The sequence below is a fragment of the Acidianus brierleyi genome (assembly GCF_003201835.2).
GTDB classification, from domain to species: Archaea; Thermoproteota; Thermoprotei_A; order Sulfolobales; family Sulfolobaceae; genus Aramenus; species Aramenus brierleyi.
In genome coordinates this window covers 1,173,099-1,198,143 of the sequence record NZ_CP029289.2, presented here as the reverse complement: position 1 = coordinate 1,198,143, position 25,045 = coordinate 1,173,099, and the positions used below count along the sequence as shown (strand labels likewise).

At 32.4% G+C, this 25,045-nt stretch carries 25 protein-coding genes and 1 pseudogene; 13 read left to right on the top strand and 13 right to left on the bottom strand.

Going from position 1 to position 25,045, the window contains the following annotated elements:
- Positions 1–130: 130 nt before the first annotated feature.
- Entirely contained in the window at positions 131–2,062 is a 1,932-nt protein-coding gene (gene acs / locus DFR85_RS22080; RefSeq protein WP_110270130.1) for an acetate--CoA ligase, read from the bottom strand.
- 90 nt (positions 2,063–2,152) lie between these two features.
- On the opposite strand from acs, the gene DFR85_RS22075 reads away from it, so the two are divergent.
- The 5 genes from DFR85_RS22075 (at position 2,153) to DFR85_RS22055 (ending at position 7,962) form a co-directional block, all read left to right on the top strand.
- Complete coding sequence (locus tag DFR85_RS22075) at positions 2,153–2,719, top strand: acetate uptake transporter (RefSeq protein WP_110270129.1); 567 nt, start codon at positions 2,153–2,155, stop codon at positions 2,717–2,719.
- Between the two features lie 158 nt (positions 2,720–2,877).
- Positions 2,878–3,435 carry a hypothetical protein gene (locus DFR85_RS22070; RefSeq protein WP_110270128.1) on the top strand — a complete coding sequence of 186 codons (558 nt, stop codon included), beginning with the start codon at positions 2,878–2,880 and terminating at the stop codon, positions 3,433–3,435.
- Positions 3,432–6,476 carry a hypothetical protein gene (locus DFR85_RS22065; RefSeq protein ID WP_168367141.1) on the top strand — a complete coding sequence of 1,015 codons (3,045 nt, stop codon included), beginning with the start codon at positions 3,432–3,434 and terminating at the stop codon, positions 6,474–6,476. The genes DFR85_RS22070 and DFR85_RS22065 overlap by 4 nt, the downstream gene beginning before the upstream one ends.
- Positions 6,477–6,482: 6 nt before the next feature.
- Complete coding sequence (locus DFR85_RS22060) at positions 6,483–6,932, top strand: hypothetical protein (protein WP_110270126.1); 450 nt, start codon at positions 6,483–6,485, stop codon at positions 6,930–6,932.
- 31 nt (positions 6,933–6,963) lie between these two features.
- Positions 6,964–7,962 (top strand): hypothetical protein, encoded by a 999-nt coding sequence (locus DFR85_RS22055; protein ID WP_168367140.1) that lies wholly within the window; start codon positions 6,964–6,966, stop codon positions 7,960–7,962.
- A 545-nt stretch (positions 7,963–8,507) separates the two neighbouring features.
- On the opposite strand, the gene DFR85_RS22050 is transcribed toward DFR85_RS22055, so the two are convergent.
- A complete protein-coding gene (locus DFR85_RS22050; protein WP_110270124.1) occupies positions 8,508–9,227 on the bottom strand; it encodes an ATP-binding protein in 720 nt (239 codons plus the stop codon).
- A gap of 319 nt (positions 9,228–9,546) precedes the next feature.
- Between DFR85_RS22050 and DFR85_RS22045 the strand changes: the two genes are divergently transcribed.
- From DFR85_RS22045 to DFR85_RS22030, 4 genes are all read left to right on the top strand, one after another.
- Positions 9,547–9,783, top strand: a complete 237-nt coding sequence (locus DFR85_RS22045; RefSeq protein WP_110270123.1) for a sulfurtransferase TusA family protein — start codon at positions 9,547–9,549, stop codon at positions 9,781–9,783.
- A 637-nt stretch (positions 9,784–10,420) separates the two neighbouring features.
- The gene (locus tag DFR85_RS22040) at positions 10,421–11,551 is read left to right on the top strand and encodes an NAD(P)/FAD-dependent oxidoreductase (RefSeq protein ID WP_110270122.1); all 1,131 of its coding nucleotides are present in this window, start codon (positions 10,421–10,423) and stop codon (positions 11,549–11,551) included.
- Complete coding sequence (locus DFR85_RS22035) at positions 11,548–12,141, top strand: DUF1641 domain-containing protein (RefSeq protein WP_110270121.1); 594 nt, start codon at positions 11,548–11,550, stop codon at positions 12,139–12,141. Before DFR85_RS22040 ends, DFR85_RS22035 begins: the two co-directional genes overlap by 4 nt.
- 188 nt (positions 12,142–12,329) lie before the next feature.
- Positions 12,330–13,025, top strand: a complete 696-nt coding sequence (locus tag DFR85_RS22030; RefSeq protein ID WP_110270120.1) for a hypothetical protein — start codon at positions 12,330–12,332, stop codon at positions 13,023–13,025.
- Here DFR85_RS22030 and DFR85_RS22025 read toward each other — a convergent pair.
- Positions 13,008–13,403: a hypothetical protein gene (locus DFR85_RS22025; protein ID WP_110270119.1), complete on the bottom strand. Its 396-nt coding sequence runs from the start codon at positions 13,401–13,403 to the stop codon at positions 13,008–13,010. The genes DFR85_RS22030 and DFR85_RS22025 overlap by 18 nt on opposite strands.
- A 100-nt stretch (positions 13,404–13,503) precedes the next feature.
- Positions 13,504–13,752 (bottom strand): hypothetical protein, encoded by a 249-nt coding sequence (locus DFR85_RS22020; RefSeq protein ID WP_168367139.1) that lies wholly within the window; start codon positions 13,750–13,752, stop codon positions 13,504–13,506.
- A gap of 47 nt (positions 13,753–13,799) precedes the next feature.
- Between DFR85_RS22020 and DFR85_RS22015 the strand changes: the two are divergent.
- A pseudogene (locus DFR85_RS22015) lies at positions 13,800–15,034 on the top strand (IS256 family transposase).
- Between the two features lie 28 nt (positions 15,035–15,062).
- On the opposite strand, the gene DFR85_RS22010 reads toward DFR85_RS22015, so the two are convergent.
- Both DFR85_RS22010 and DFR85_RS32135 read right to left on the bottom strand, forming a co-directional pair.
- Positions 15,063–15,443, bottom strand: a complete 381-nt coding sequence (locus DFR85_RS22010) for a hypothetical protein (protein ID WP_162582697.1) — start codon at positions 15,441–15,443, stop codon at positions 15,063–15,065.
- Between the two features lie 204 nt (positions 15,444–15,647).
- Positions 15,648–15,782, bottom strand: a complete 135-nt coding sequence (locus tag DFR85_RS32135; protein WP_281351073.1) for a hypothetical protein — start codon at positions 15,780–15,782, stop codon at positions 15,648–15,650.
- A gap of 119 nt (positions 15,783–15,901) precedes the next feature.
- Here DFR85_RS32135 and DFR85_RS22000 point away from each other — a divergent pair, with 119 nt between their 5' ends.
- The 3 genes from DFR85_RS22000 (at position 15,902) to DFR85_RS21990 (ending at position 17,524) form a co-directional block, all read left to right on the top strand.
- The gene (locus DFR85_RS22000; RefSeq protein WP_110270118.1) at positions 15,902–16,330 is read left to right on the top strand and encodes a DUF973 family protein; all 429 of its coding nucleotides are present in this window, start codon (positions 15,902–15,904) and stop codon (positions 16,328–16,330) included.
- 370 nt (positions 16,331–16,700) lie between these two features.
- Complete coding sequence (locus tag DFR85_RS21995) at positions 16,701–17,231, top strand: hypothetical protein (protein WP_110270117.1); 531 nt, start codon at positions 16,701–16,703, stop codon at positions 17,229–17,231.
- Positions 17,210–17,524, top strand: a complete 315-nt coding sequence (locus DFR85_RS21990; protein WP_110270116.1) for a hypothetical protein — start codon at positions 17,210–17,212, stop codon at positions 17,522–17,524. Before DFR85_RS21995 ends, DFR85_RS21990 begins: the two co-directional genes overlap by 22 nt.
- Here the strand turns inward: DFR85_RS21990 and DFR85_RS21985 are convergent.
- From DFR85_RS21985 to DFR85_RS21955, 7 genes are all read right to left on the bottom strand, one after another.
- Entirely contained in the window at positions 17,495–19,759 is a 2,265-nt protein-coding gene (locus DFR85_RS21985; RefSeq protein WP_110270115.1) for a hypothetical protein, read from the bottom strand. The two genes, DFR85_RS21990 and DFR85_RS21985, sit on opposite strands and share 30 nt — an antisense overlap.
- Positions 19,756–20,400, bottom strand: coding sequence for a hypothetical protein (locus tag DFR85_RS21980; RefSeq protein WP_110270114.1), 645 nt, complete (start codon positions 20,398–20,400; stop codon positions 19,756–19,758). The genes DFR85_RS21985 and DFR85_RS21980 overlap by 4 nt, the downstream gene beginning before the upstream one ends.
- A 130-nt stretch (positions 20,401–20,530) precedes the next feature.
- Complete coding sequence (locus tag DFR85_RS21975; protein ID WP_110270113.1) at positions 20,531–21,655, bottom strand: aminotransferase class I/II-fold pyridoxal phosphate-dependent enzyme; 1,125 nt, start codon at positions 21,653–21,655, stop codon at positions 20,531–20,533.
- Positions 21,639–22,568, bottom strand: coding sequence for a homoserine kinase (locus DFR85_RS21970; RefSeq protein ID WP_110270112.1), 930 nt, complete (start codon positions 22,566–22,568; stop codon positions 21,639–21,641). Before DFR85_RS21970 ends, DFR85_RS21975 begins: the two co-directional genes overlap by 17 nt.
- 48 nt (positions 22,569–22,616) lie before the next feature.
- Positions 22,617–24,230 (bottom strand): molybdenum cofactor synthesis domain-containing protein, encoded by a 1,614-nt coding sequence (locus tag DFR85_RS21965; RefSeq protein WP_110270111.1) that lies wholly within the window; start codon positions 24,228–24,230, stop codon positions 22,617–22,619.
- Positions 24,231–24,259: 29 nt separating this feature from the next.
- Positions 24,260–24,541 (bottom strand): PqqD family protein, encoded by a 282-nt coding sequence (locus DFR85_RS21960; RefSeq protein ID WP_110271803.1) that lies wholly within the window; start codon positions 24,539–24,541, stop codon positions 24,260–24,262.
- A gap of 32 nt (positions 24,542–24,573) precedes the next feature.
- Positions 24,574–25,029, bottom strand: a complete 456-nt coding sequence (locus tag DFR85_RS21955; protein ID WP_110270110.1) for a single stranded DNA-binding domain-containing protein — start codon at positions 25,027–25,029, stop codon at positions 24,574–24,576.
- Between the last annotated feature and the right edge of the window lie 16 nt (positions 25,030–25,045).

Genomic DNA, 25,045 nt, shown 5'->3' with positions numbered 1-25,045 from the left:
AAAAGTTAATGTAATTAGATTTAGTATATTTTAATAATTTAGTATACCAAATATAAAATTCAGAGATGCTTCTCTAAAACGAGATAATATTTAAAAATAAAAATTTAATCGTTTAGTATATTGTGAAAATTTATGATTGATTTTTAATTTCTTTAGAGAACTCTTCTATGACTTTCTTTAGTTCATCTACTGACGTTTCATCTTCTAATGTAGATACATCACCAAGTGTCTGTCCAGAAATTACTGACCTTACCAATCTTCTCATTATTTTGCCTGATCTTGTCTTAGGTAATTTAGAAACAAAATATATTCCTCCAAATATCACTATTGAACCTAAGGTTTTCTTAACATAATCTTCCAATTCCTTCCTAAGTTGAGAAGACGGTGTATATCCTTGTTTAAGTACTACTGCAGCTACTGCAGTTTCACCTCTAACTGGATCAGGGATACCAATTACTGCAGACTCAGCTACTGCAGGATGAGAAATTAATATATCCTCTATTTCCCTAGTTCCAATTCTATGTCCTGCTATCTTTAACACTTCATCTGCTCTTCCTAGTATAAAGAAGAAGCCATCCTCATCCTTTACTGCGTAATCCCCTGGATAGTACACTCCTTGGAATTTTGACCAATATGTTTTTATGTATCTATCTGGATCGTTCCATACTCCTGCTAGCATTCCAGGCCAGGGTCTTTTTATAACAATATAGCCTTTTTCTCTAGGATTAGTAGGAATTCCTTCTTCTGTAAAAACGTCAGCATCAACTCCTGGCAAAGGTAACCCATTGGCGCTAGGCTTTAACATGTAATTTCCTAAGCCTGGCGTAGCGGAAATCATTATTCCTCCAGTTTCAGTCTGCCACCATGTATCTACTATAGGCAAAGAGGAGTTCCCGATATTTTTATAATACCATCTCCATGCTTCAGGATTTATTGGCTCTCCTACGCTTCCTAAAATTCTTAATGTCGATAAATCATGATTCTTTATCCAGTCCTCCCCATACTTCATCAGAGACCTTATAGCTGTTGGAGAAGTATAGAAAACTGTCACATTATATTTCTCAACTAATTCCCACCATCTATCAGGATTTGGATAATCTGGGACTCCTTCATACATTAGAACTGTAGCGCCAGCTTGTAAAGGTCCATAAACTATGTAAGAATGTCCAGTAATCCAGCCTATATCTGCAGTATTAAAGAACACATCGTTATCTCTAAGGTCAAATACCCATTTTGTAGTTAGATAAGTCCATATTCCATATCCTCCATGAAGATGGAATATTCCCTTAGGTTTTCCAGTAGTTCCGGAGGTATATAAGATAAATAAAGGATCAGTAGAAGACGTCTCTTCAACTTCAACTTTTTTATAACCAGTTCTTTTGGCTAGATCTTGATAGAGTACGTCTTTCTTTTTCATTACTGGTTCTTCATTTCTTTTTATTACAAGAACATTTTCTACAGACGGCGTCTGTTCAACAGCTTGGTCAACTATTCCTTTTAATTCAACTCTTTTATTTCTCCTCATAGTGTGCGTAGTAGTTATGACCATCTTAGCTTTTGCATCGTTAATTCGGTCTATTAATGCCTGAACCGAAAAGCCAGAGAATACTATACTATGTATTGCTCCTAATCTCGCTAATGCCAGCATTGATATAGGAAGTTCTGGCATTAAAGGCAAGTATATTACTGCCCTATCTCCCTTTTTTATTCCTAAATCTTGAAGAACCTTAGCAAATCTGTTGACTTCATTATAAAGTTGAGAGTAAGTTAATCCTATATTTTCTCCTTTTTCATTTTCCCAATAAATAGCTATTTTATTTCCTCTACTTTTTAAATTTCTGTCTAGAGCATTATAACTAATATTTATTCTTCCACCACTAAACCATCTATAAAAAGGAGCGTTAGTTTCATCAAGAACCTTCTCATATGGATAAAACCATTCTAATTCTTCACTCATTTTTCTCCAAAATTTTTCAGCATTTTCAATTGATTCTCTATAAACTGCTTTATAAGGAGGTTGATAATACTCTTCGTCAAAGGGAAGGTTTTCTTGTTGTGACATGAGGATATTTGCGTAAAAGAGATTTAAATAAATATAGCTTTTTATAATGCTTAAGGAAATTTTAAATACTTATACATTTTGTTTTTCTTCATGACTGAAGAAAAAAGAGCAAATCCGGCCCCTCTTGGGCTTTCAGGTTTTGCGTTAACGACTCTAGTTTTAAGTGCGTTTAATGCCGGACTAATATCTCAAGGAGCAGGCGCAGTATTAGGTTTAGCAGCATTTTATGGAGGATTAGCACAAATAGTAGCAGGAATTTTTGAATTTAAATCAGGCAATACTTTCGGATATACTGCGTTCTTTACTTATGGGGCATTTTGGGAATGGTTTTTCTTAAGTGCTATGGGAATTTTTGGAAACATAACTTCTGCATCTATAGGTTTAGTTTTAGTAGCCTTCGGAATATTTACACTAGTAATGTGGATAGCTACTTTCAAGCTTAATTTAGGTCTTTTTACAACATTTCTACTATTATGGATAACCTTCTTCCTATTAGGCATTGGAAATATGGAAAACTCAATTTCATTAGTACATGCTGGAGGTTATATGGGTATATTAACGGCAATAGCTGCGTGGTATACGGGATTAGTAGCAGTAGTTGCCGAAGTCTGGGGTAAAAAAGCTCCATTAGGGAATCCGTTATTAAAACGATCTTAATAAGTTAATAAATTATAGATATTAAATCATGTTTGAAAATTATTGTTTTTATTTCTATTTTGTAAAATTAAGCCTAATATTTTAGGTTAAAAATAGTTTTAGTTATGCCACTGACTGTTTTAAAAAGACTTATATAGAACAGATATTAAATAAAGTATATGGCTTTTGGTGTAGGGGAAATTATAATTTTAGCTGTTACAGTAATTATAGGTCTTGTCATTTTTAGTTTTGTTTCAGCGTTTCTTGTTCCCCAATTATCTTTTACAAATGCAGAACAGACTGCAAAAAATATGGGGTCTGATATAAGCGTAACAGCAGGACCTCTATTTTTAGAAAATGGCAAAGGATCTAGTATATTTTATATTTATTCACCTCAGTATTCTGGTAATTTTACTGTAATAGCTTTTGCAGTACCTACTAGTGATATAGCTTCTATAGGTACAATAACTCCTTCTTATTCCGTGTCTACTCTTAATGTTTTTTTGACTAATGGAAAAATACCATTATCAAAAACATTTAGTACAATATATTCTACTTCTGGAGAGATATTATCTACAAACCAGGTTGGTTATGAAGTCCCTTCTAACGAAGCTTTTTCAGTTACCTCAGTTACCGGTTTAATAAATAGTAGTGATATTATTGTAGTATGGATTATTTATCAATCAGGTAATTATTATTTTAGAATATATTATACTTATTCAGGCGTATCACAATGAAAGCTCAAGCAGTGGTTATTTTTGCAATAATAATGCTTTTTTTAATAATAGCTGTAATAGTACCTTTTTTTATGATTATGAATTCGACACCTTCATCTTCACAGCAAGGTAAATCAGCTTATGATCCTTCAATACAACTTCAAGGATATCAAGTAAATGAAGTACTCAAGGGAAATCCTTTTATTTATTACAACTCTTCTTCACTTCCATATATTAGATTTTATTATTATTCTACTATTATTCCTTTTAATATTACCTCAATAATGTATTTTCATGGTACATGGAGTGCAGCTACAGGAAATATTATAGTAAGCGGTAATTATAATTTATATTTACCGAAATATGTTCAAAACTATCCAATATTAATAATAACATCGCTAGGTAATATTTTTCTATTAAATCCTAATACTAGTGTTATAATGTCTTCAGTTATAAGTGGAATTGCTAAACCTGATGTAGCGTTCATAGGAATTGCTATAAATGGAAGTAAGACTTTTGCAGTTTCTATTAATATAGATATAAGTGGAAAAACTCAGATCACTCCAGTGATTTGTGAGATGAAGTCTGGAACTTATATTCTTTCCACTCCGAATTCTACAATATTTCTTCCTCAATATAGTTTAACAGGAAAGTTCGAAAATTGGACTACAATTGGTAGAGTTAGTGTAAGTGATACTGAAAGTAAAAGTACTGAATTGACAGTATTCGGAACTGGCCTAGTTACTATAGTATATTTAATGAATACTCAAAAATATCCAGTTACTATAAGCCAAGAAGGGATAATACTTGAAAATAATTATGGAAACAGCCCTAGTATTTCATCTCTTAATGCATCGATACCAATTTCTATAGATAATATAACATATAGCCTAGAACAGAAAATAACAGTTAATCTAACTTATGGTTATCATATAATAGTTTTTCCTTCTCCTGTAAATATAACATATAATTACACGTTATATGGCTATACAGTAAAAGATGGGGAAATAGACGAATATAAAATAAATAGTTATAATTCAAATTATATGATTAGTAAATCTAATAATGAATTTATCATTTACGTAAACTCTAGCGGATATTTGAATATTAATTATGGTATTCAAGAAAGATATTATTTAGTGGAATTTAAAAATAATTTTCAATTGATTCAGCCATATTCTTTTTTTCAGCATAATTATGCAATATTTATACATAATACATCGCCTGTATATGGGGATATAGCTGGACAACTTCTTCAATTATGTATAAATGGTAAAAATGAAACTTTTGGTCCAATAAATAGTTATCAACTTGAAAAAGTTTATTTAGCACAAGGCTCCTATAATGTAACATATAATTATTTATTTCAGTTAAATGGTAATTTTACTATTGAGTATTATAATTGGCTTGATTGGCCTGTAAGTTCTAATCAGACTTATCAATTGATAATATCTTATCCAATAGGTGTAGACTATGGTTTTGAAAATCCTGACAATATATTAGGAAACGGAACTGGTAATTATACTGCTCTTACTGTTAATTCTCCCCTAATAGTAGTGGATAATCAGTGTTGGAAATATGGCGTTAGTAGTAATCCAACAGGTAGTTTGCCTAGTAGTATTTTGTCTAATTCTTTTAATAGTCTCTATTCATTGGTAATTTTCCCATTTTATTTGATAAGGAAAAATAAAGGCCAAACTAATGCAATAGCCTTCTTTATGTTACTAATAATTGTTATAGCTATTGGAGTTCCATTATTACTTTATGAAAGCACTTTTCATCAAAATTCTATTGTTCAGAACACCATTACTAATAATTATGTAACAATAAAGAACGACGAATATAAATCAGTTACTCTAGGTCATCCTAGTATATATTATAATTACAATGGTTCTATAGATTTCTTGTATGTCAATTCTACAGTATCTTTTCCTATAAATCTTGAAATACGTCAAATAGATTATTTTACTAATGGAATATGGAGAAATCTTACTACGTTTGCTAATGGTTCTTCAATAGATTATCCTATAACTGTAACTCAAAACTCTGAATTTTCTATACCTAAGTCTGTATCAGGAGATCCTATTGTAATAATATCGGAATATGGGAATATGTTCTATTTAGTTCTAAATTCTTCCATTGGTCCAATGCCTCTGCAAAGTACTAAAGGTGGGGTAATAATTCTTTCTCAGATTCAAGGTAATAAAGGAATATATACAACGCGAGTTAATATAACAACAAATATAGATACTAAAAAGGAAAATTTTACAACACCAGTAACTTTTACTAATGATACTGGATCTTTCTTTGTAGACGCTCCAGAATATGCTTATGCTATTAACGCTTCGGGTTTTCCTTATACTGGGTATTTCCATAATTGGATAGTTTTAGGTAATGCTAAAGTTAATAGTACAAAATCTTCTGATATAGAAGTTACATTAGAAGGAAGTGGAGTATCACTAATAGCAAACTATACGCTGATAAATGCCAAGATTAACCTTACATTATATACTAATGCCACCCGACCAATATATATAGGAATAGATGGACATAAATATCAAATTAATGGTGAACAAATAATATCTGTTACTGCAGGTTATGTGAATTTAACAGAACTAACTCCAGCATATAACATTACCAAAAGTACAGAGATATGTACTTATGGTTTTGATGGATGGGAATACGGAAAAACTTATACTATACTACCTTCAATATTGCTCTTTATTCCTCCTAATTCTACCCCTGCTTCGATCTCAATTTATTATGAACATTTATACAATTATTATACGATATCAATAAGCAATAATATTAGCTATAATCCAGTCTTAACTTTAAATTCTACTACCTATAGCTCTGGATCATATTGGATCAAAGAAGGTATGTATAACATATTGGCTTTTGGATACGTGGGGATTGTCAAAGCGACAATTTTCGATTATTGGGGACACTCTACTAATATATATTTTCAAAATTACACTTTAGGATCTACAATAGTATATATTGATGGTCCAGGTAGTATTGAAGCGTATTGGAGTTTTGGGTATATTCAACAATTACCGTGATGATAAATGAGGGCTCTTTCCGATTTTCTAGCTTTTATTATAATTCTTCTAATAATAGTAGGAGCAGTAATTCCTTTATTTCTATATTTAAACTCAATATATCCACAATCTAGTAATATTGATTACAGTAAACTTATATCTAATGAAGTAAATGGTGGTACAGTTCTTATTTACTATAATGCCTCTCCTACAAAGCCAGAAATAGAAATTTTAAAACCTAACTCAAATTATACCTTAATATCAGTTTTCATTCAAACTTCAGTATATGTAAATATTTCTAAAAATATATATGGCAATTCGAAAGCTTTACCTCTTCCTCTAATATATAATTTTACAATGCCCAATACTATTGGCAAGATGCCAATATACGAAATGCCAATATTACTTGAAATTAGAGCGTTTAACACTACTAATTTTATATACATGTTACCTAACGAGACTGGAATAGCAAGCTAATTTTTTATATAGCATTATCTATATAACATTTATGGAGAATAACATTCTACTTTTAATAATAATAATAACAGTAATTCTCATGTCGTTAATAGCTTCATCGCTCTATTTTATTTCAACTACATTCACTATTTCGGCTTCTTCTATTCAAAAGGAAGCTTTGTCGTTAACTGAAGGTTTTACATCAACAGTTTCTCCAATAACGTATAAAGTAAATCTTGGAAAAACGATTTCTCAAAGTAATTATACAGTTAATTTTCTCTTTATTCCTTCAATAAGTAATTATAATGGGAACATTTATATAGTTCCTTTTATAGCATCCCCTCAACTTAACTACTATTACTATATTCCATCAAATAATGCAGAGATTCATTTAAGTTTTCCATCAGTTTCTATAAATAAAATAGAATTTCCGCAAGGAGGAGGATTGTTAGTTAACGTGAATGCTTACAAAATTGACAATGGCAACACGATCAATATTACAGCTACTGTGAAAAACAATGAAATAATATATTTTTGGATTATTGTAAATATTAGCGGGATACTTTATAGAATAGCAACTCCATATGTAAATCCTTGGGATTATGGATTGGGAGTATATGTAGCTACAACTTCAGGATCATATACTGTATCATCTTTCTCTAATTCTGCAGTAACTCCTCATAGTAAGCTTGGTGATAGTTTTGGATTTTGGTTTGAAGAAATAGGTACTGGAAATATTATTCTATCAAACTACACGTACGAAGCAGCAAATAAAGTTAATTTAAGTATAGTCATATATTTAATCAATAGTCACATAAATACTACGATTTATGAAAACGGAATATATAAAAGAAGTTTCACCGTCGCAATTAGTAAGAATTCTTGGTACTATTTTGATGCTAGGTATAATTCTAGAAAATGGCTTTTTAGTTCAATTAATTCTTCAACTCAATTAACTTTTAACTTAAATTCTAAAGAGGCTCCAAATTCTAAAAGTCCTTTATATTTGACACTACTTGAAGGAGATGGAAATGTAGCAACTATGTCATAATTTTTTGCTGCTGATAAGGATGAGAGTAGTAGTCTTCAGGCTGTAGACAATATTATATATAAAAATGGGTATTTATATAATGATACTCCTCAACTAACTAGTATTACAAATACTTATTATATTCTATACGTTTATATGGTATCTCCCTATAATCCTCCTTCGGAGACCTCCTATGCAGTAATAATAGTTAATGGTGATGTAACGTTAATTTCTGAAGATGGAACTAATAATTATGTCATTATATAAATTTTCAACATACTTAGTCTTTTACGTATTCATGGTATAATAATTAAAATATTAATTTTATAGATTAGTTTAACTTATCTTCTTTTGTCTTTATTTAATTTCTCATTTATCTGTTAAGTCTTAAATATTCTATTAAATCTTATTAAATAATATCTAAAATAAATTAAAGAATTACTAGGGATCCAAATTTGAAGACTATCTTTATGTAAATATGCAATAGTTGGTTTGTAGTGTGAATCGAGAGAAACAACATTTTATACTTGAAAAATTTTTAATTTTCAAACAACATTGTTTTATTTCTATATTAATACTTCTTGTCCTTCTCCATTAATTTTTTCCTCAAATTTCCTTATTCTTATTTTCTTAACTTCACCATTAAAATAGAAAAGTGCTTCTCCAGTTTCTAATTTTTTTACCTCATTTTCGACATCTTTTGACTTCCAAGGAATGATTTCCTTATAAACTTTGAGATCTACAGGATGTACCACCTTATGGAGAAAATATATTTCGCTTTGTGTTAATACGTCTTTATTAACTTTTGCAGATCTTTGGCTTACAATTATCATACCAATTCCTCTTTTCCTTCCTCTGAGGGCTATTCTAACTATTGTGTCGCTCAGTTGATTTCTCTCTCCTTGTTGTATAAATTCGTGAGCTTCCTCTAAAAGTATAAAAAAGTTTCTTTTGTATATTTTGGAATTTAGCCATAATGAATTAAGGAAACGAAGTAGAAATTTAAAAGACTCTTCTGACCAATCGTTCATGTCTAGAATTACACTTTTTCCTTCTTTTAATACCCTTTCTGTAGGTATGCTTTCATCTAAGGAAAAGTTATCTATAACGTCTGCATCTATTGAATATTCTCCGTCAGGATCTATTATAACTAAAGGTATTCCTTCCTTGTTTAATTCTTCAGAAAGTACTTTTGCCGTGTTAGATTTTCCTGAACCTCTTATTCCTAGTATTGCTATACACTTCCTTAAGATTTCTGTAGAATCAAGGGTAATTCCAATATCCATAAATTTGAATAGATCTTAAAAGGCTTTTAAAATATTTTACTTGGTAATAGGAAAGATTTTAGCAAGGCAAATATCTTAAAGATAATTAATATTTAATGTAGGTTAGATAAAACTTTTATAATTATTAATATTGCACAATATTTCGTAATCATAAATTAGCGAAATCTAATAATCTCTTCCAATTTTGGTAAAAAGATATAGCTCTCAGATTCTTTTTTAGCCTAGAAAATCTAAGGATCGTATTACTAAATAGTTTATTTTTTACTGAATATAGGAAATATAACAAAAGCTTTTTAACTAAAAAATCATATGAAATAATATGACTCAGCTTAAGATATATAAGACGATTGATCTTACTGGCAATACTTGTTCTGGTCCTTTGGGAGAACTTTCTGGAGTAATGGATGAAGTTAAGGAAGGGGAAGCAGTAGAGGCCATAATATCTCCAGAAAATCTTGAAGTAGTAAAATCTTTTTGTTCACTAAGAGATTGGAAAATTGTAGAAGAGAAAAATAATGGAAAAAATTATATTTTATTAATAACTCTTGCTAAATAGGAAAAAGTCAATAAAAAGACACTTTAAGCTAATATACTAGAATATTGCGAGTATATTTCTATAATAGTCGTTTAACAGGTAATTTCTATGTTTTATTCGTTATTCCTCAGAATTTCTATATAATCTTCGCTTCTACTTTAGAAAACTGGACAAATCATCCTCATATCTAAATAATTCTAAGAATTACTTATAATGTAGTTTTATAGAAAAAATAAATAGCATAAAGATTTTTACTCAATATTTTCTCATTTCAACCAGATTATCAACAGGTAAAAACTAAAAAATAAGGCTTTATTAGCTCATTTTTAAAACTCTTAATATAATTCAATAAATAGTAGATATCAGCTAAAATATTCCTTTATGCTCTAATTATTGAGTACAACAGTTAAAATTCTTATAATTATGACTATTATCCATTATTACTCTATTTATCTAAAATTATTCTACTTTGCCCTTAACTTCTTAGTTCTCTTGTGAACATAACCCTATTTTTAAACTGATCAATTATTTTTAATTTTATAAGATTTTTAAGAAAAAATTTATAAGTAACTTTTATATTCATTACTCATATGAATGAGAATTATTTTTTAAATGCTCAAAATGTATTATTAAATAATTTTGTTAAAGGTGTTAGTAAATGAAGAGAATAGTTATAGCAGGAGGAGGAATATCTGGAACAATAGTTGCAAATAGGTTAGCTAGGAGTTTATCTGAGGAAATAGATAAGGGAGAAGTTGAAATACAAGTAATAGAGAAGAGTGATAAGCATGTATATCAGCCTGGGCAGCTTCTTATGTCTATAGGTCTTTCAGATTCATCAGAGCTAGTAAGAGAAGAAAGGCAACTATTAGATAGAAGAATAAAATTTGTTAATAAGGAAATTGAAAAAATAGATGTTCAAAATCACTTGGTTAAAGCAGGGAAGGATTATCCATATGATTACTTGGTTATAGCTACTGGATCTCATCTACAGTGGGACGAAATACCTGGATATAGGTCAGTTTACTCTCCTTGGGATTTCGATAGCGCTATTAAACTGAGGGAAACTTTAGAATCCTTTACTGGAGGAAACATAGTCATAAACGTAGCAAAACTTCCTCACAAATGTCCAGTAGCTCCAATGGAAATAACTCTAATGTTAGACGACTACTTAAGGAAGAGGGGATTAAGAGAAAAAACCAATATAATCTATACTTATCCAGTTCCAGGAATTTTCGGGATAAAGACAACAAACGATGTTATGATAAAAATATTTGAAGAAAGAGGAATTCAGATAATTTCTCCATTTAACGTTAAAGAAGTTCACGAAAATGTAATCGAATCTCAAGAAGGAGATAAAGTAAAGTTTGATCTTGCAATAGGCGTTCCACCTCATACTGGAGCAAAAGTAATTGGTGATTCTGAATTGGGAGATAGAAGAAATTGGGTTCCTACAGACAAGTTTACCCTAAGAATGAAAGATCATTCAGACGTATATGTAATTGGGGATACTACAGATCTTCCAATCTCTAAGGCAGGCTCAACTGCAGATTTCGAATCTTACGTAGTAGCGGGGAATATTGAAAACGAAATTAGGGGGACAAAAAGCAAAAAGATGTTCGACGGGTCAGTTTTCTGCTACATCGCAACAGGGTTAAACAGTGGAACATATATAAGATTTAACTATTCCAGTCCTCCAATACCCCCACCGCCGTCTTATGTGCATTGGTGGGGAAAGCTAATGTATAATAAACTTTACTGGACTGTAACAGCCAAGGCGATAGTATGACGGAAGATCTTTCACAAATAATGGAAAACTTACCTACTATAAACGAGATTATAAAGCAATTAAATCAGCTAAAGGAAAGCGGAACATTAGACACTTTAGTTAATCTAAGCTTTTTCCTGAAATCCCTTAAAGACATGGTAAATGACGAATCGATAAAAAACATTGGTGAAGAAATTTCATCAATTGCGCTAGTAGTAGATAAGATAAACGAGAAAAAGGAGGACGTTACAGAAGTTATAGATAAGAGTGAAGAATTAAACTATTTAATGCAAAAAATAGAGGAAATGAGAAAATCGGGAGCTTTAGATACTTTAGTTAACTTGACTTATGCATTAAAATCTCTTAAGGACATGCTTACAGACGATATGATAGTTAACTTAGGTGCAACACTTTCTTTGCTTTTAGATTTCTTACCTAAGGCCACTGAATTTCTGAACAATATTTCTCCAGTTTTGGAAGGATTTTCAACTGCTATGAAAAATCCTCAGAGCGTTACTTTAGGAAGTTTAATTTCAGCATTTAGAGATCCAGAATTTCAGAAAGGAATGGGTATTATAGTGTCCTTAGTAAAAACTTTAGGCAAATCTTAATTTTAAAGTTCTTAATAATTTATTTGGAATTATCTAAGTTAATATATTGTAGGATTAGAAATTTTAAATTGAATTTTAGCGTTATAGAATTAAAGAAATTCAGTAGAAAAGATAGTAAAATCTGTTTTTAGAAGATCAAATAGCTTTTAGTCATAAAAATATAAGCTTAAATTTCTATATAAGATATTATGAGAATTTTAGGTTTATTCTTAATATTTATGTTCATAATACTTTTCTTTAATGTCTTTAATGTTAATTCTTTAAGTTATTCTATAAAGCCCGATTCTTTCCTAATATATAATGAAACATCATATATATATTATCCAAAATATTTTGTTCAAAAAATTATAATAATCCAAGAAATAGAAAAAGTATTTGATAATGGTTCTATGCTAGTTAATTCAACAATAATTGCATTAAGTGAGAATACTACCTTACCTTCAACACTGTGCATACAAAACGAGTCGAGTTATGGTGCATTCTTTTATGTTAATCCGTCACTTTTAGGTAAAAATATTTCTTACGGGAAAGGGTTTCTAATATTTAATGAGACTAAAAATGGTCTTTTTCAATATTATGTAACCTCATATATAGAAGGAGTAGAGAATGATTTCATATTATATTTTAATTCCTCAGGAGTAGTCGTTAAATCAATAGATTATCAAACTAATGGTAATATAATAAGTAAAAGTGTTGATATATTATGGAAAGATAATATATTCTCCAATACTACGCTTCCAATATTTCATGTTGGGCATAAGAAACCTATTTCCATAAAACCGGGAGCTGGACTTAATGAGAATCTTGGTTATAAATTGATAAAAATATTTGCAATTACTGCTCTTCTCTTAGTTCTTGTAATCCTTTTAACTAGAAAGACATGATGCTGATACTACAACACTTTCTCCATCAGAAAGTCCTAGATTTATACTATAATATGTTCCATTTGTATAATAAAATCCTTTAGGTAACGGAATTTTTACTAATTGTGAACCTTCCGATAAAGGTACTGATATAGACGAAGTATAACCATTTACTGAAATACTTATTATTGTTATATTTCTAGAAGAAGTGAGATATACATATAAATAATTGTTTTTTAGTTCGCCTGGTCCAGATTGTTTTACAATAGGATACACAGAATTATAACCTCCTAATACGGAGTATGCAAAGGATAAGACTATTAGCGTAATTAAAACTGACGCAACTATTAATAAAAATGCAGTAATTCCTGTATATAAAGCTCGTTTGTCTTTCTTCACAATTATTAGTTGTGAAAAGTCTATATAAGTTTATCTATATCTTGGAGTCTGGGACAAATTAGTCTAATGGGTTCCAAATCTATATAGCATTTTAAGATTTTTAGTCTAACGCTTTTGACCACAGTAGGTCGTGAATCATGACCCTCGCCAAGACCGTTAGGTGGATCCTCTCTTCCCTAACCTTGTTTATAATCCATCCTGTCCTTCTCTTGATGGATGAGATCAGAGACTCTGCCTTCTCGCGCTTGAAGTACTCCTCCAAATAGTCCAACGGGTTCCTCATGAACCTCAATACCGTCTCCCTCCATCTCTTCCCTCCCTTTATCGTAGCGTTAGACTTAGGTATCAAGTAGAGGGGCTACCAGTTATAGTTGTGGTAGTCAAAGGTGAAAAATAATGGTAAAAAGTAAAAATAACCCCAGAGGGGGTAATACTATAAGGGAGAGTAATACCATGAAGGTAATGGAGAAAATAAGAGAGAAGGCAGTCAAGGAAGGAGTTAGCCTAAGGGAGATAGAGGAGATAATCTTGCAAGAGGCCATGATGGAAGAGAGGGAGGCCTACTTGGAAGTTGAGGATAACGACAAGAACGGAACGTACTTCAGGTATTTGGGGACTGGAAACGGAGTATTAAGGCTCAGAGTATCGAGAACCAGAAAGGGTGGCTTCAGACCCAAGATCCTTCCGGAGAAGTACGAAAGGACGAGCCCGGATTACGAGGAGTTCCTCCAGCAGCTCGTTCTTTCAGGCATGCCTGCGGGCCAAGTTAAGGCCGTGTTAGCAGCTAAGGGAATACCGTATAGTGAGATCGTATGGATCGGGTTGCCGAGAGAATATCCAATAAACTCAAGGAATTCAAGAACCGCGAACTACCTCACGATCTCTTGGCCCTTTACGTCGATGTGAAGTTCGTAAAGGTCAGAATCAACGAGTCGATTATGGAGAGAGCCGTTTACATTGCCATAGGAGTTGACTTAGAGGGGAACAAGTTCGTTTTGGACTACGAAGTTAGGGATAGGAAGGATCTTGACGGTTGGAAGTCCTTCCTGGGCGGACTCGTGAGCAAGGGAGTCAGCAGGGTTGACGTAATAGTGCGCGACGACTTCTCGGGACTTAATCGCGTCGTGTCCACGCTCTTCCCCTCCCCTTAACACCAGCTCTACATAACCCACATGGTTAGGAACATCATGAGAGTCCTCCCGGACAAGGAGAAGGAGGAACTCATGATTAGAGTTAGGGACCTAAAGTCCTCCAGGAACGTGGAGGAGGGAAGGAAGGCTATCTCATCCCTCAGCCAACTCGTCCAACCCTTCTCTCCAGCCAGAGCCAAGAGGCTTCTTGACGCTGCTGACAAGTACTGCGCCTTCCTCAACTTCCCTAGGGAGGTTAGACACTACTTCTATACCAACAATACGTCGGAGAGCTTCAACTCGATCCTAGCTAGGTTCGAGGAAGAGCTTGGAGGTTACTTTCCCTCTCTTCGCTCCTTGGAGGTCTACCTCTACGTCTCTATACAGGAAAGCAACTCCCGATGGAAGTTCAGGCCCATGTTGGTGATAAGGCATCACTCATATCACCTCAAACAACTCCACGCTTCGAGGTTCCAGGTGAGCCTTGATGAAGATTTTTAACCTTCTGCTTATATATTTTCTTACACAACTATAACTGGTAGCCCCAGTCAGGGAAGTCATCAAGGGTCGACTTACCATAGTACTTGTCGGCACTCAAAGAGTCCACTTGTACGCCAAGTTCCCTCAGGATCTTGAGGGTCATCTCATAGGCTTCCCTTTCACTCTTGAGCGAATAACCGTCGACAATCAAGTTACTGCCCAGGCCGAAGATGAAGAAGGAGTACATGAAGTCCTTCCATTCCTTAACCTCTTCTCCTGACCTCTCCCTCTCAGTCCTGTAATGCTTGCTTATTATTAGGGAGTAACCGGTCCCGTCAATGACAGCGTCTACTCTGAGCCCTTCTACGGTCTTTGAGAGCAGGTTGTAGAGGATAACGAAGACGTCTGGGTTGGAGTATAACCTCTCCACGGTCTTGTAGCTTATCTCCTCCTTCGTTCAGTAGTGACGCCATTTCTGCAGTCTCCCTGTTCGATAAGCCTAAGTATTCCTTGAGTATTAGTATGTACGCCTTCTCTTTTGGGGTCAATTTGCTTCTCCTTCCTTGCCCTTTCCTGACCTTCACGAATTTTGCTGCTTCCTTCAAGTCTTGTTTTAACTCTTGACCGAACTTCCTTAACCTAACCTCTCCTCCTTGCTCTCCTCATAGCTCCCCATCTTACTGAGCTTGCTTTCCTTGTACAACTTTATCAAGTCCCATATGGACTCCTTAAAGTTGTCAAAGTCCCTCTGAGTTAACTTCTTATTCATAGGTTCATAATACAAAATAAGAGGGTATCTAAATTTTTTGTCCCAGACTCGAAGCAACCACAACGTATATAATTGCGAAAAATTTTTATAGAACATTAGCCTTATATAAGTTGAGAAAGATGAAAACTATAAATAGAAAAAGAAGGAATCAAAAAGGATTATCAGGAGCTGTAACTGCTTTAATTTTAGTTATAGCGAGCGTAGCTATTGCTATTGTAGTAGTAGGATTTGTATTCGGAATATTTGGGGCAGTTACTTCAACGCCCAGTGTTACCGCAGCTGGTACTGGAAGCATTAGCGAAATTGGCAACACCGGCCAATATACATTAACTGTAGTATTAGATAGTACTGGTAGTGCAACTGTGGTTTCAGTGTCAGTAGACGGTTATACTACAAGTGTTTCTACAGCCTTATCTTCTGGCAATAATCTCATTAGTATAACTTTACCTACTGGCTTTACGCCGACACCAGGGCAGACATATACTATTGATTTAGGTTTAAACGATGGGCAATCAGTAGCAGTTGCTGCAGTATATACTACAACGTAAAACGCTAAATAATTTTTTATTTAAATTATAAATATTATTTGTATACTATATATTTAGATTTTTTATAATATAAATCTGATTTTATAGCTTTTTTTATAATTATACTCTAGAATAGAGAGGTAATATTAGTAGTATTCCTTTATGATAGCACTTTTATGCGATATAGTAAAAGAGCTTTAATTGGAATAAATATATTATTATTCAATTTTTACATATTATTATTTTATAATTGTACAATACTTCTTTTAAATCTCTTTTTGCTCTTTATACGTTATCAATTTTAATCTTCTTCTATTTGGGTCTCATCTAAGTAACTTGAGTATTATTGGATTCCTTTCTTTAATTTATCTTACTTTAATATTGTGATTAAGTGGTTACGTTGAGTATTGAATCTAATAATAAGGTAAATGAAGAAGTGCTTGGGGTAAAAGTTGGTGAAGCTGTAGCTCATATAATTGCGGCTGCTTCAATAGTTGAGTCCATAGATGGAGAAATAGACGATGTTAAAGAAACTGTAAGGAGATACGTAGATGCATGGATATCTGAAATGGTTCCTATAAAATATATTCCTGGGACTGCTGAAATAATTGGGGGTAAAATAAAGAGGAGGATAACTGAAATCTTTGATGAAATATCTGAAAAAGAATTGGGTGAAACTTTGGAAGCTGTTTCTGATTTTAAGAAATCTTTGGATTCTGGAGAAGTAACTTATAATTATGATGAAATTGAAGTTAGAATTGAGAGAGTATTAAGGTCTCTAGGTATAGACATTAACGTATTTTCTGGAATTCTTGACGTTTCAGATATAACCGAAAGGTTTTCTAGGTTGATCTCCATATTTACTTTAACAGTTGGTATAGCTTCTGTGTGGGATAAGAAATGGATAGCGGAATCTCAATAACTGCAGAAAAATTAATAGATTATACTGCAAAGAAAGCCTCTTTCATTACGGTAAAGAATGATGAATTGGAAAAAATAGTAGGAATTTCTTCAAAACAGATGGCGGAGAAGGTAGTTGATAGGGTAGCTTTTTGGCTTTCTGAAAAACAGAATGGCCTCTTGTACTGTAAGTTGTGTAATAGGGGACCTTTTACAAAGAAGGGACTTTTCCTTCATTTGACGAGGTTGCATAGGCAAGAAATAAAAACTATGTTGGAAGAGGAATTAAAAAGGGAAGTGAAGGCGATTTTGTAAGACTATAAAAATTACAATTAAAAATGTTATGACGTTTATGTAAATTGGGATTAAAGATTCTTTATCTTCTTCTCCATAAATTCTTCCTAATCCGTTTCCGGAATATGAAAGAGACGTAATGTTTTGGGAATCTACGTGAGAATCTACATTAAAATTTTCATTTTTAGGCACGAGAATTATTCCTAATAAGTAGGATTGATAATTTCCTCTAAATGACAGAGTTAAATTTCCGTTAGTAGAAATATTTCCTAGTATAGTAAAGTTAATATTATTGTAAAAAGAGGATGTGCTTACTCCAAGTTTTACGCTTCCATTACTTAGGCAGAAAGTTCCTCCATTCAGTGTAGTAATATACTCAATTATTACCGTATAAAATCCGGGTTTAACTTTGATATTAAGGCTGGAAGGGCTTCCTACTGTAATAAAAGATATACCAGGATAATTTGAAAGAATATTTATATCATTTACATTTACTGGAATAGAGTTAGTAAAATTTGTTGGAGAAGGTAAATGTTTGACTTTAAGATTAATGGGATATATTCCAGCTTTATATGCCTTAAAAGCTATGTACTCAGCTTGAGTATAATTACCTATTATTCCCCCTAAATATTTTGGCGGTATTGAATACATTAAATAAAACGGAAGAGCATTAGAATTATTTAAATACTCTACATCTTGAGGGAAATTATACAAATATATTGGTGAATTTATTTTATAGTTGAAATCTTCGTTTTGATATATGATAAATTCATTATTGTTGAAAACTTCTTTAAAATCATTTTGATTGAAGTTAAAATCTTGTGGCGTTACCACGTATTGTACTCCAAAGGCATTCAATATTTTTGCAGTATTATTATATTCTAGAATATTGAATGGTAAACTTATTTCTCTCGGTAAAACCCCGTAAAAGTTTTTTATGTCTGGGTTTACGTTTCCTAAAGTTATTACGTTACCTTCTCCGTGATTTTCTAAAAAGTCGGCTACTTGAATTAATGACTGCGGAGGCGTTTGAGGTAAATAATTATTGAAATAATTTCCACTTGCTATTGTAGGTGCGGAGAACGCTAATTGTGAAACTATTATAAAAATCATTAATGGTATAAGTAATTTGTTTTTACTTAGTTTTGCTAGAACTAAAGCGCTTAAGAGAAATATTGGAGCTAAAACCATTTCTGAAAGATACGTTGGAAGAAATATCCATAAATATTGGTAAGCCCATCCATTTGAAAGGTAATTTAAGAGAGGGTAAAGTACGTTAAGTTGTATAGAATTTCCAAAGAATGGGAAATATGATGAAATAACGAGAACAAGTATTAAGTATATTATAAGTAAGTATGTAGCTATGTTTTTCTTTTTATTATTTATGAATATATATCCTAATATCCCTGTCTCTATCATGGAGAATGAAAATATGAAATCTAATTCTTTGTTTCCAGAATAAAATGGTACTAAAGGTCTGAAAAGACCTAATCCCCTCATTGAATCTAGGAGTGGATAATTAAGGTAGTTTAACCACAGTTGTTCTTGAGATATTGAAAAGCTTATTGTTGAGTATTGGTGGAAATTTATAAATAAATAAAGGAACAGTCTAATATTTATAAGGATATAGAATGGTATTGAGATTAAGAAAATTTTTGCGTTCTTTCTGAAAATGAGCATTGTTATGACAATGAATAAAGTGAAAACAAAGCCTCTTGGATCTGTAGTTGTTAGGCTTGAGAAAAATGCCAAAGCTATTGGACTTTTCTTATCTATTGAGTAATCTACTCCTGCTATTAATGCAGGCAATAATGCGTAAAATCCTGCATAATTTGACCAATGACTGAAATAGAAAGCTGTTGGGGTAACTGCGTAAAGAAAAGCTATAATCATTGAAATTGATAGAGTTCTCCAGAAATCGAGTTTTTCAAATTTTTTTAGGAAATGTCTTGAAGCCCAATACATAGAAGGAATTGAAATAGCAAATGGGAAAATAAGGTAACTTACCCAGTCCGCTACCATTGGAGATATTATTTTAAAATAAAGGAGTATTACTATTGGGATGTAAGAATTATCTATTACTTGAGGAAAAGTTAGTAAAGAAAGTGCTGTTTGGGGTCCATTTTGATAAAAGGCTGGATAAGAGTCTCTATTATAAATAAAACCTACATGGAATATTAAATAATGAAGTGCTACAATTGGAGTAATAACTGTTAGAGCTAATACAAATAAAATTTCTATAATGTTATATTTCATTTTTTCCTCACCTTATATAAAGTTAAAAGTAGTGGAATAACAATAATATTGAAGAGGATAACGTATGTACCTAAAGAATCTGAAAGTGATTGATTTGGTAATTTAAGGGACGAATTTTCTAAGCTAAAACCTTTTGGCATAAATGGGGTTTCGTTCTGAAAAATATTAGTCCTAATTAATGTGTAAGTTGTTACACTTACTATACCTCCATTTTCCCCTATCTGAATTATTTCAATTTTGGAAGGAACACCAGTGCTATTAACAAAATAATAATCTTCTATTTCTACATAATCAACAAATTGTTTACCGAAATACACGTAAGTTCCGTTACTTTCGTTAACCAGAGTTAAAGGAATTTGTCTATCAATTGCGGATTTACCTAGTTCATTTTTTGGAATATAAAAGAATGTTTGTGGGTTTGTTAGATTGTCGTAAACAATAGAAGGCTGAGTATATTTTGAGTAGTTCATGAAAAATACTTGAATTGTATATGCGAAGGTTCCATTAGGGAAAGTTTTACTTACATTTTCTAATATTACATTGCATATTACTTCGTTAGAGATCGTAGAATGTATTTTATATTCTACGAACATGTGAGGTGAAAGTAATAAGAATAAAAAGAAAAGTAAGTGCAAATTCATAGTAAATTAATCGGATAATGTCTATATATAATTTGCTAGTATATGTTAATTTTATGTTATTCTTTGATTTATTTTTATATTAAATCTATCCTGCAAGTTGCCTATGCAGAGATTTTTTATTCTGAAGATTTTAAATTGAATTTAATGCCTTATCTAAGTCGTCAGTTAAGTCTTCTACTTCTTCTATTCCTACTGAGAGTCTTAATAGACTTTCGTTTATTCCTACGATTTTCCTCTCTTCTGGTGTTAAGGTTCTGTGACTCATTGTCGGTGGATGGGAAATTAGCGAGTTTACTCCTCCAAGGCTTTGTGCTGGAATTATTACTTTAAGATTCTGCATTACTCTTATAGCATCATTCATGGTACCTCTAACTTCAAAGCTTACAACTCCTCCAAAACCTTTCAGAACTCTCTTAGCGATTGAGTAATCTGGATGAGATTTTAATCCTGGATAGTAAACTTTTTGAACTTTGGGATGATCTTCCAGAAATTCAGCTATTTGCATAGCGTTTTTGTTTATTACATCCATTCTTATTTTCAAAGTTTTTAATCCTCTTAATACCAAATAGGCCGGTTGTGGTTCTAGCGAAGTCCCTAGAGTTCTTCTCATTAAATCTATTTTTGTTATTATAGAGGAAGGTCCTGCAGCAACACCAGCTATTACGTCATTATGTCCTGCTAAAAATTTCGATGCACTTTCAAGAGCTATATCAGCTCCTAATTCTATAGGTTTTTGATTTATTGGACTAGCGAATGTTGAATCTACTATGACGAGACTCCCATTTTCTTTTGCTATCTTAGATAGTGCTTCTATATCTATTACTCTGAGTAAAGGATTTGTTATGCTTTCCACGAAAATTACGTCGTGGTGAATCTTTGATGATTCAAGTAAATTAGTATTTCCTGGCTTTGTTACTTCAACTTCGACTCCCCATTGTCTAAGAAAATCATTACAGAATCTTAGACTTCTTCCGAACATATCCATTGTGACTAGTAATGAACTTCCAGGTTTTAGCAAAGTTAATAGAGTAGTAGATATTGCCCCCATTCCTGAGGAAAACGATACGCCTATTTCTCCTCCTTCAATTTCTGCTATTTTTTTAGATAATTCTAAGGTAGTTGGGTTAGCTTCCCTAGAATATCTGTATTTTTCGCCTTCTGGGAAACGGAAGGCAGTTGATTGGTAAATAGGTGTATTTATAGCTCCAGTGCTATCTTCAAAATCTTCTCTAACTACTTTAGTTCCCTCTTTCAATTTCTACACCTCCAGCTAATTCGGTTTGAATAAAATCACAATTTATATCATTTTTTGTACAAATTTCCTTAGAAGACGAAATAATACCTTCTAGATCTGTTTTATTATCGTAAAGAACAAGTATTGATGGTCCAGCTCCACTTACACAAACTCCTATAGCGTTCTTTTCGATAGCATTTTCTTTTATTTTAGGATAATAAGGGAAAAGTGGAAGTCTAGAAACCTCAAAAATTTCATCATTTAATCCTTCTCTTACTAATTCTCTGTCCCCTGAAGATAGACCTATTAATAACGATGATAAATGTCTTGAGTTATAAACATATCTTTCTATTTCGATTTCTTTTGGTAGCATTTCTCTAGCTTTCTTTGTTTTTCCTTCTTGAGTTTTTTGTGGAACTATTAAGAGTATTTTAAAATTTAAATTGCTAGGAACTCTAATCACTTTCGTAGGAGATACTGAGGTAACTGCAACTATACCACCAAATGTGCTAGCAGCTACATTATCTGGATGCGGTGATCCTGATGATGCTATTTCTCCAATTTTTGCAAATTCGACTTGTTCGTTTAATGAGAGATCAAGGTCTAAAAGTTCATTTACTGCAGCTATAGCTGCAGAAGCTGAAGCTCCGCTACTTCCTAAACCTAAACCGTAAGGAATTCCTTTTATGACTTCTAATGAAATCTCTGCATTTATTCCAAGTATTTCTAACATCCTTTTAACTGCGAAACCGGCAGAATTCTTTTCTACATTTTCTGGCGTATTTTTGGACGAAACTGATATTTTTAAATTTCTTCCTTCACTTATTAACGTAGCTTTTACTTTATCTTTAAAGGCTTTATGCGCCATAGAAAGTACGTCAAAACCAGAGCCTAAGTTTGCTGAGCTTGAATATGCTGTTGCTGTAATTGACATAGGATAAACTATCTATTATACATAAAAGATTTTTTAGGTTGAAAAGTTTTAAAAAATTCCTTGTAGGAATTTTCTTGAATTATTTAGTGTTACTATGTAGAGTCTTTCGGTATAAAACTTATCCCCTTTTATGTAACCTTCTGGAGCGTAAACCTTAGCTTTTCCTAGGAAATGTTCTACTGTGGAAGGAGATTTTAGCTTTACTGTAGGATTTTTAATAATTTTACTTATACCTATCCAATCATTATACCCTATTTCTGGTCCTTTTCCATTTGTTAGAATTTCCCTATCAAACTTAAAATCATAGTTATCTGGTGTACACATAAGCGAACTTATTACTAGTATGTCTCCTACCCCTTTTTCTAGCGCTTTACAAGCTGGATAAGATCCTAAAGTTATTTTTCTTACATTAATGTTTTTCATTTTTAGGTCTTCTTCTCCAAGTAATGTAGGTCTTTCGTCAATATTCTTTATAATAATCTCTGCCTCTTGGTCTTCTTCAATTCTATCTCCAGGATTAAGAGCTATATATCCGTCTGCAGAAGAGAAAGTTCCTATCATATAGCTGTCAAAAGGTATTGGAAGAAAGTAAGTATCTTTATTACTCCTTAAAATGTATATTGGAATATATGTAAATCTCTTTTTATCAGCCTCTACTGTAATTAGTGCTTTTGCTCTAATTTTCTTATTTTCTTCGTGTTCACTATTACTCATTAGGTCTAAATATTTTTTAATTAATTGTTCATAAACCATTATAGTAGATACTATATTCCCTGGTAATCCGAAAACTGGTTTTCCTTTAATTTGACCTAAAATTGTTGGTTTTCCTGGTTTGAACTTTATTCCGTGAACTACTATTTTCCCTTTTTCTCTAATTATTTGGTGCACGTAATCTTTTTCTCCTGCACTTGTTCCTCCAGTTATTATAAGGACATCTGCAAGATCCAGAGCTTTTTCAATTTCTTTTTCGATATCCTCTTTTCTATCTCTAACTAAAGAACTACCTACTATGATGTAATCTCTTAACCTTGTTAAAAGATAATATAGATTACTCTCGTATATTTTTCCTTTATCTAATTTTTCTCCAGGCTCTACTAATTCGTCTCCAGTTGTTATAACGTAAACCTTTGGGCTGTAAACTTTGACCTTATTTATTCCGACAGAGGCTAATGTTGCTATCTTTTCTGGAGATATTCTTTCTCCTTTTCTAAGTATTTCAAAATCTTTCGGTATATCGCTTCCTATCCATGCAATGTTTTGTCCGAATCTCAATTTTTTGTCTATAAAGACAATATTATCTTCTCTTTTTGTATCCTCGATTTTTATTACTGCGTTAGCTCCCTCAGGTAGCATTGCCCCAGTATCTACTTCTACTGCTTCGTTTTCCTTAATCTCAATTTCTTTATATTCTCCTATATTTATTTTTCCTATAATAGTAAATTTACCTGGAGTATTCTCATATTTTATTGCGTAACCGTCTACTGTTGACCTAGAAAATGGCGGAAGATCTATAGGTGAATAAACTACCTCACCACTTACTTTATTTAGAGAATCAAGAATTGGTATTTCATTTATACAAAGTTTTGGTGAAACTTCTGAGGTGAATTTTCTAAAAGCTTCTTCTGCAAATAGTAAATTATCTTCTGGTAAAATAGCCCTCATAGGGAAAAATATGAAAAAATATTTATATTTTATAATGAGATAAGCGCGGCTTCTTGTAATTGTTCTAGAACTGTAACTATGGGGTCTCTGATCTGAGAAGTTTCTAGATTAGCTTCTTTGCTTATCTCGTCTAATATTTCAGTTACAGTCTTTTCTCCGTCACACATATTCCATACGTAAAATGCTATTGGGGCTACTTCATAAACTTTGTCCTCTTCAAGCTTTATAATGTAATTTTCGCCGTTTTCTGCTTTGTCTACTACTTCTCCTTTTTTCATTGGTTTCTTATCTTTTATATCGTCATAGCTCATTGTTTTCTTTTCGTCTCCTTTAAACTCGTCTGTCATTCTTCTTCCTCCTCTTGTCTTGGTTGTCTTCTATATCCTCCTCTGTTGAATCTTCTTCCTCCTCCTCCACCGCCTCTGCCTCTAAATCCGCCTCTTCTTGGTTGGAAAGAGTTGTCAGTAGGCATTGTTTCAGGTATTTCTGATTCTTCTGGTATTGAATCTTCTCCTTCAGATATTTTAGATCTACTACCTGCATTTAATTGTACTTGTCCTTTGAAAACTGTAGTCCATCCGTTCTCTATTTTTATTACTTGTCCTTCTTTTACATCTTCGTTTTGAGTTCCCCATAGCGTAAGCTTTACTCTTCCTGTTTCGTCTCCAACAATTAGTTCACGAAGAGTTCTGGGACCATTTCTTGTCTGAACAGTTTTCTGATCCCCTACTTGGAGAACTCTTGCAGTTACGTTTACGTTTTCCATTCCACCTTTTAGATTACCTATCTTTTCATCCATTATATACCGACTCACA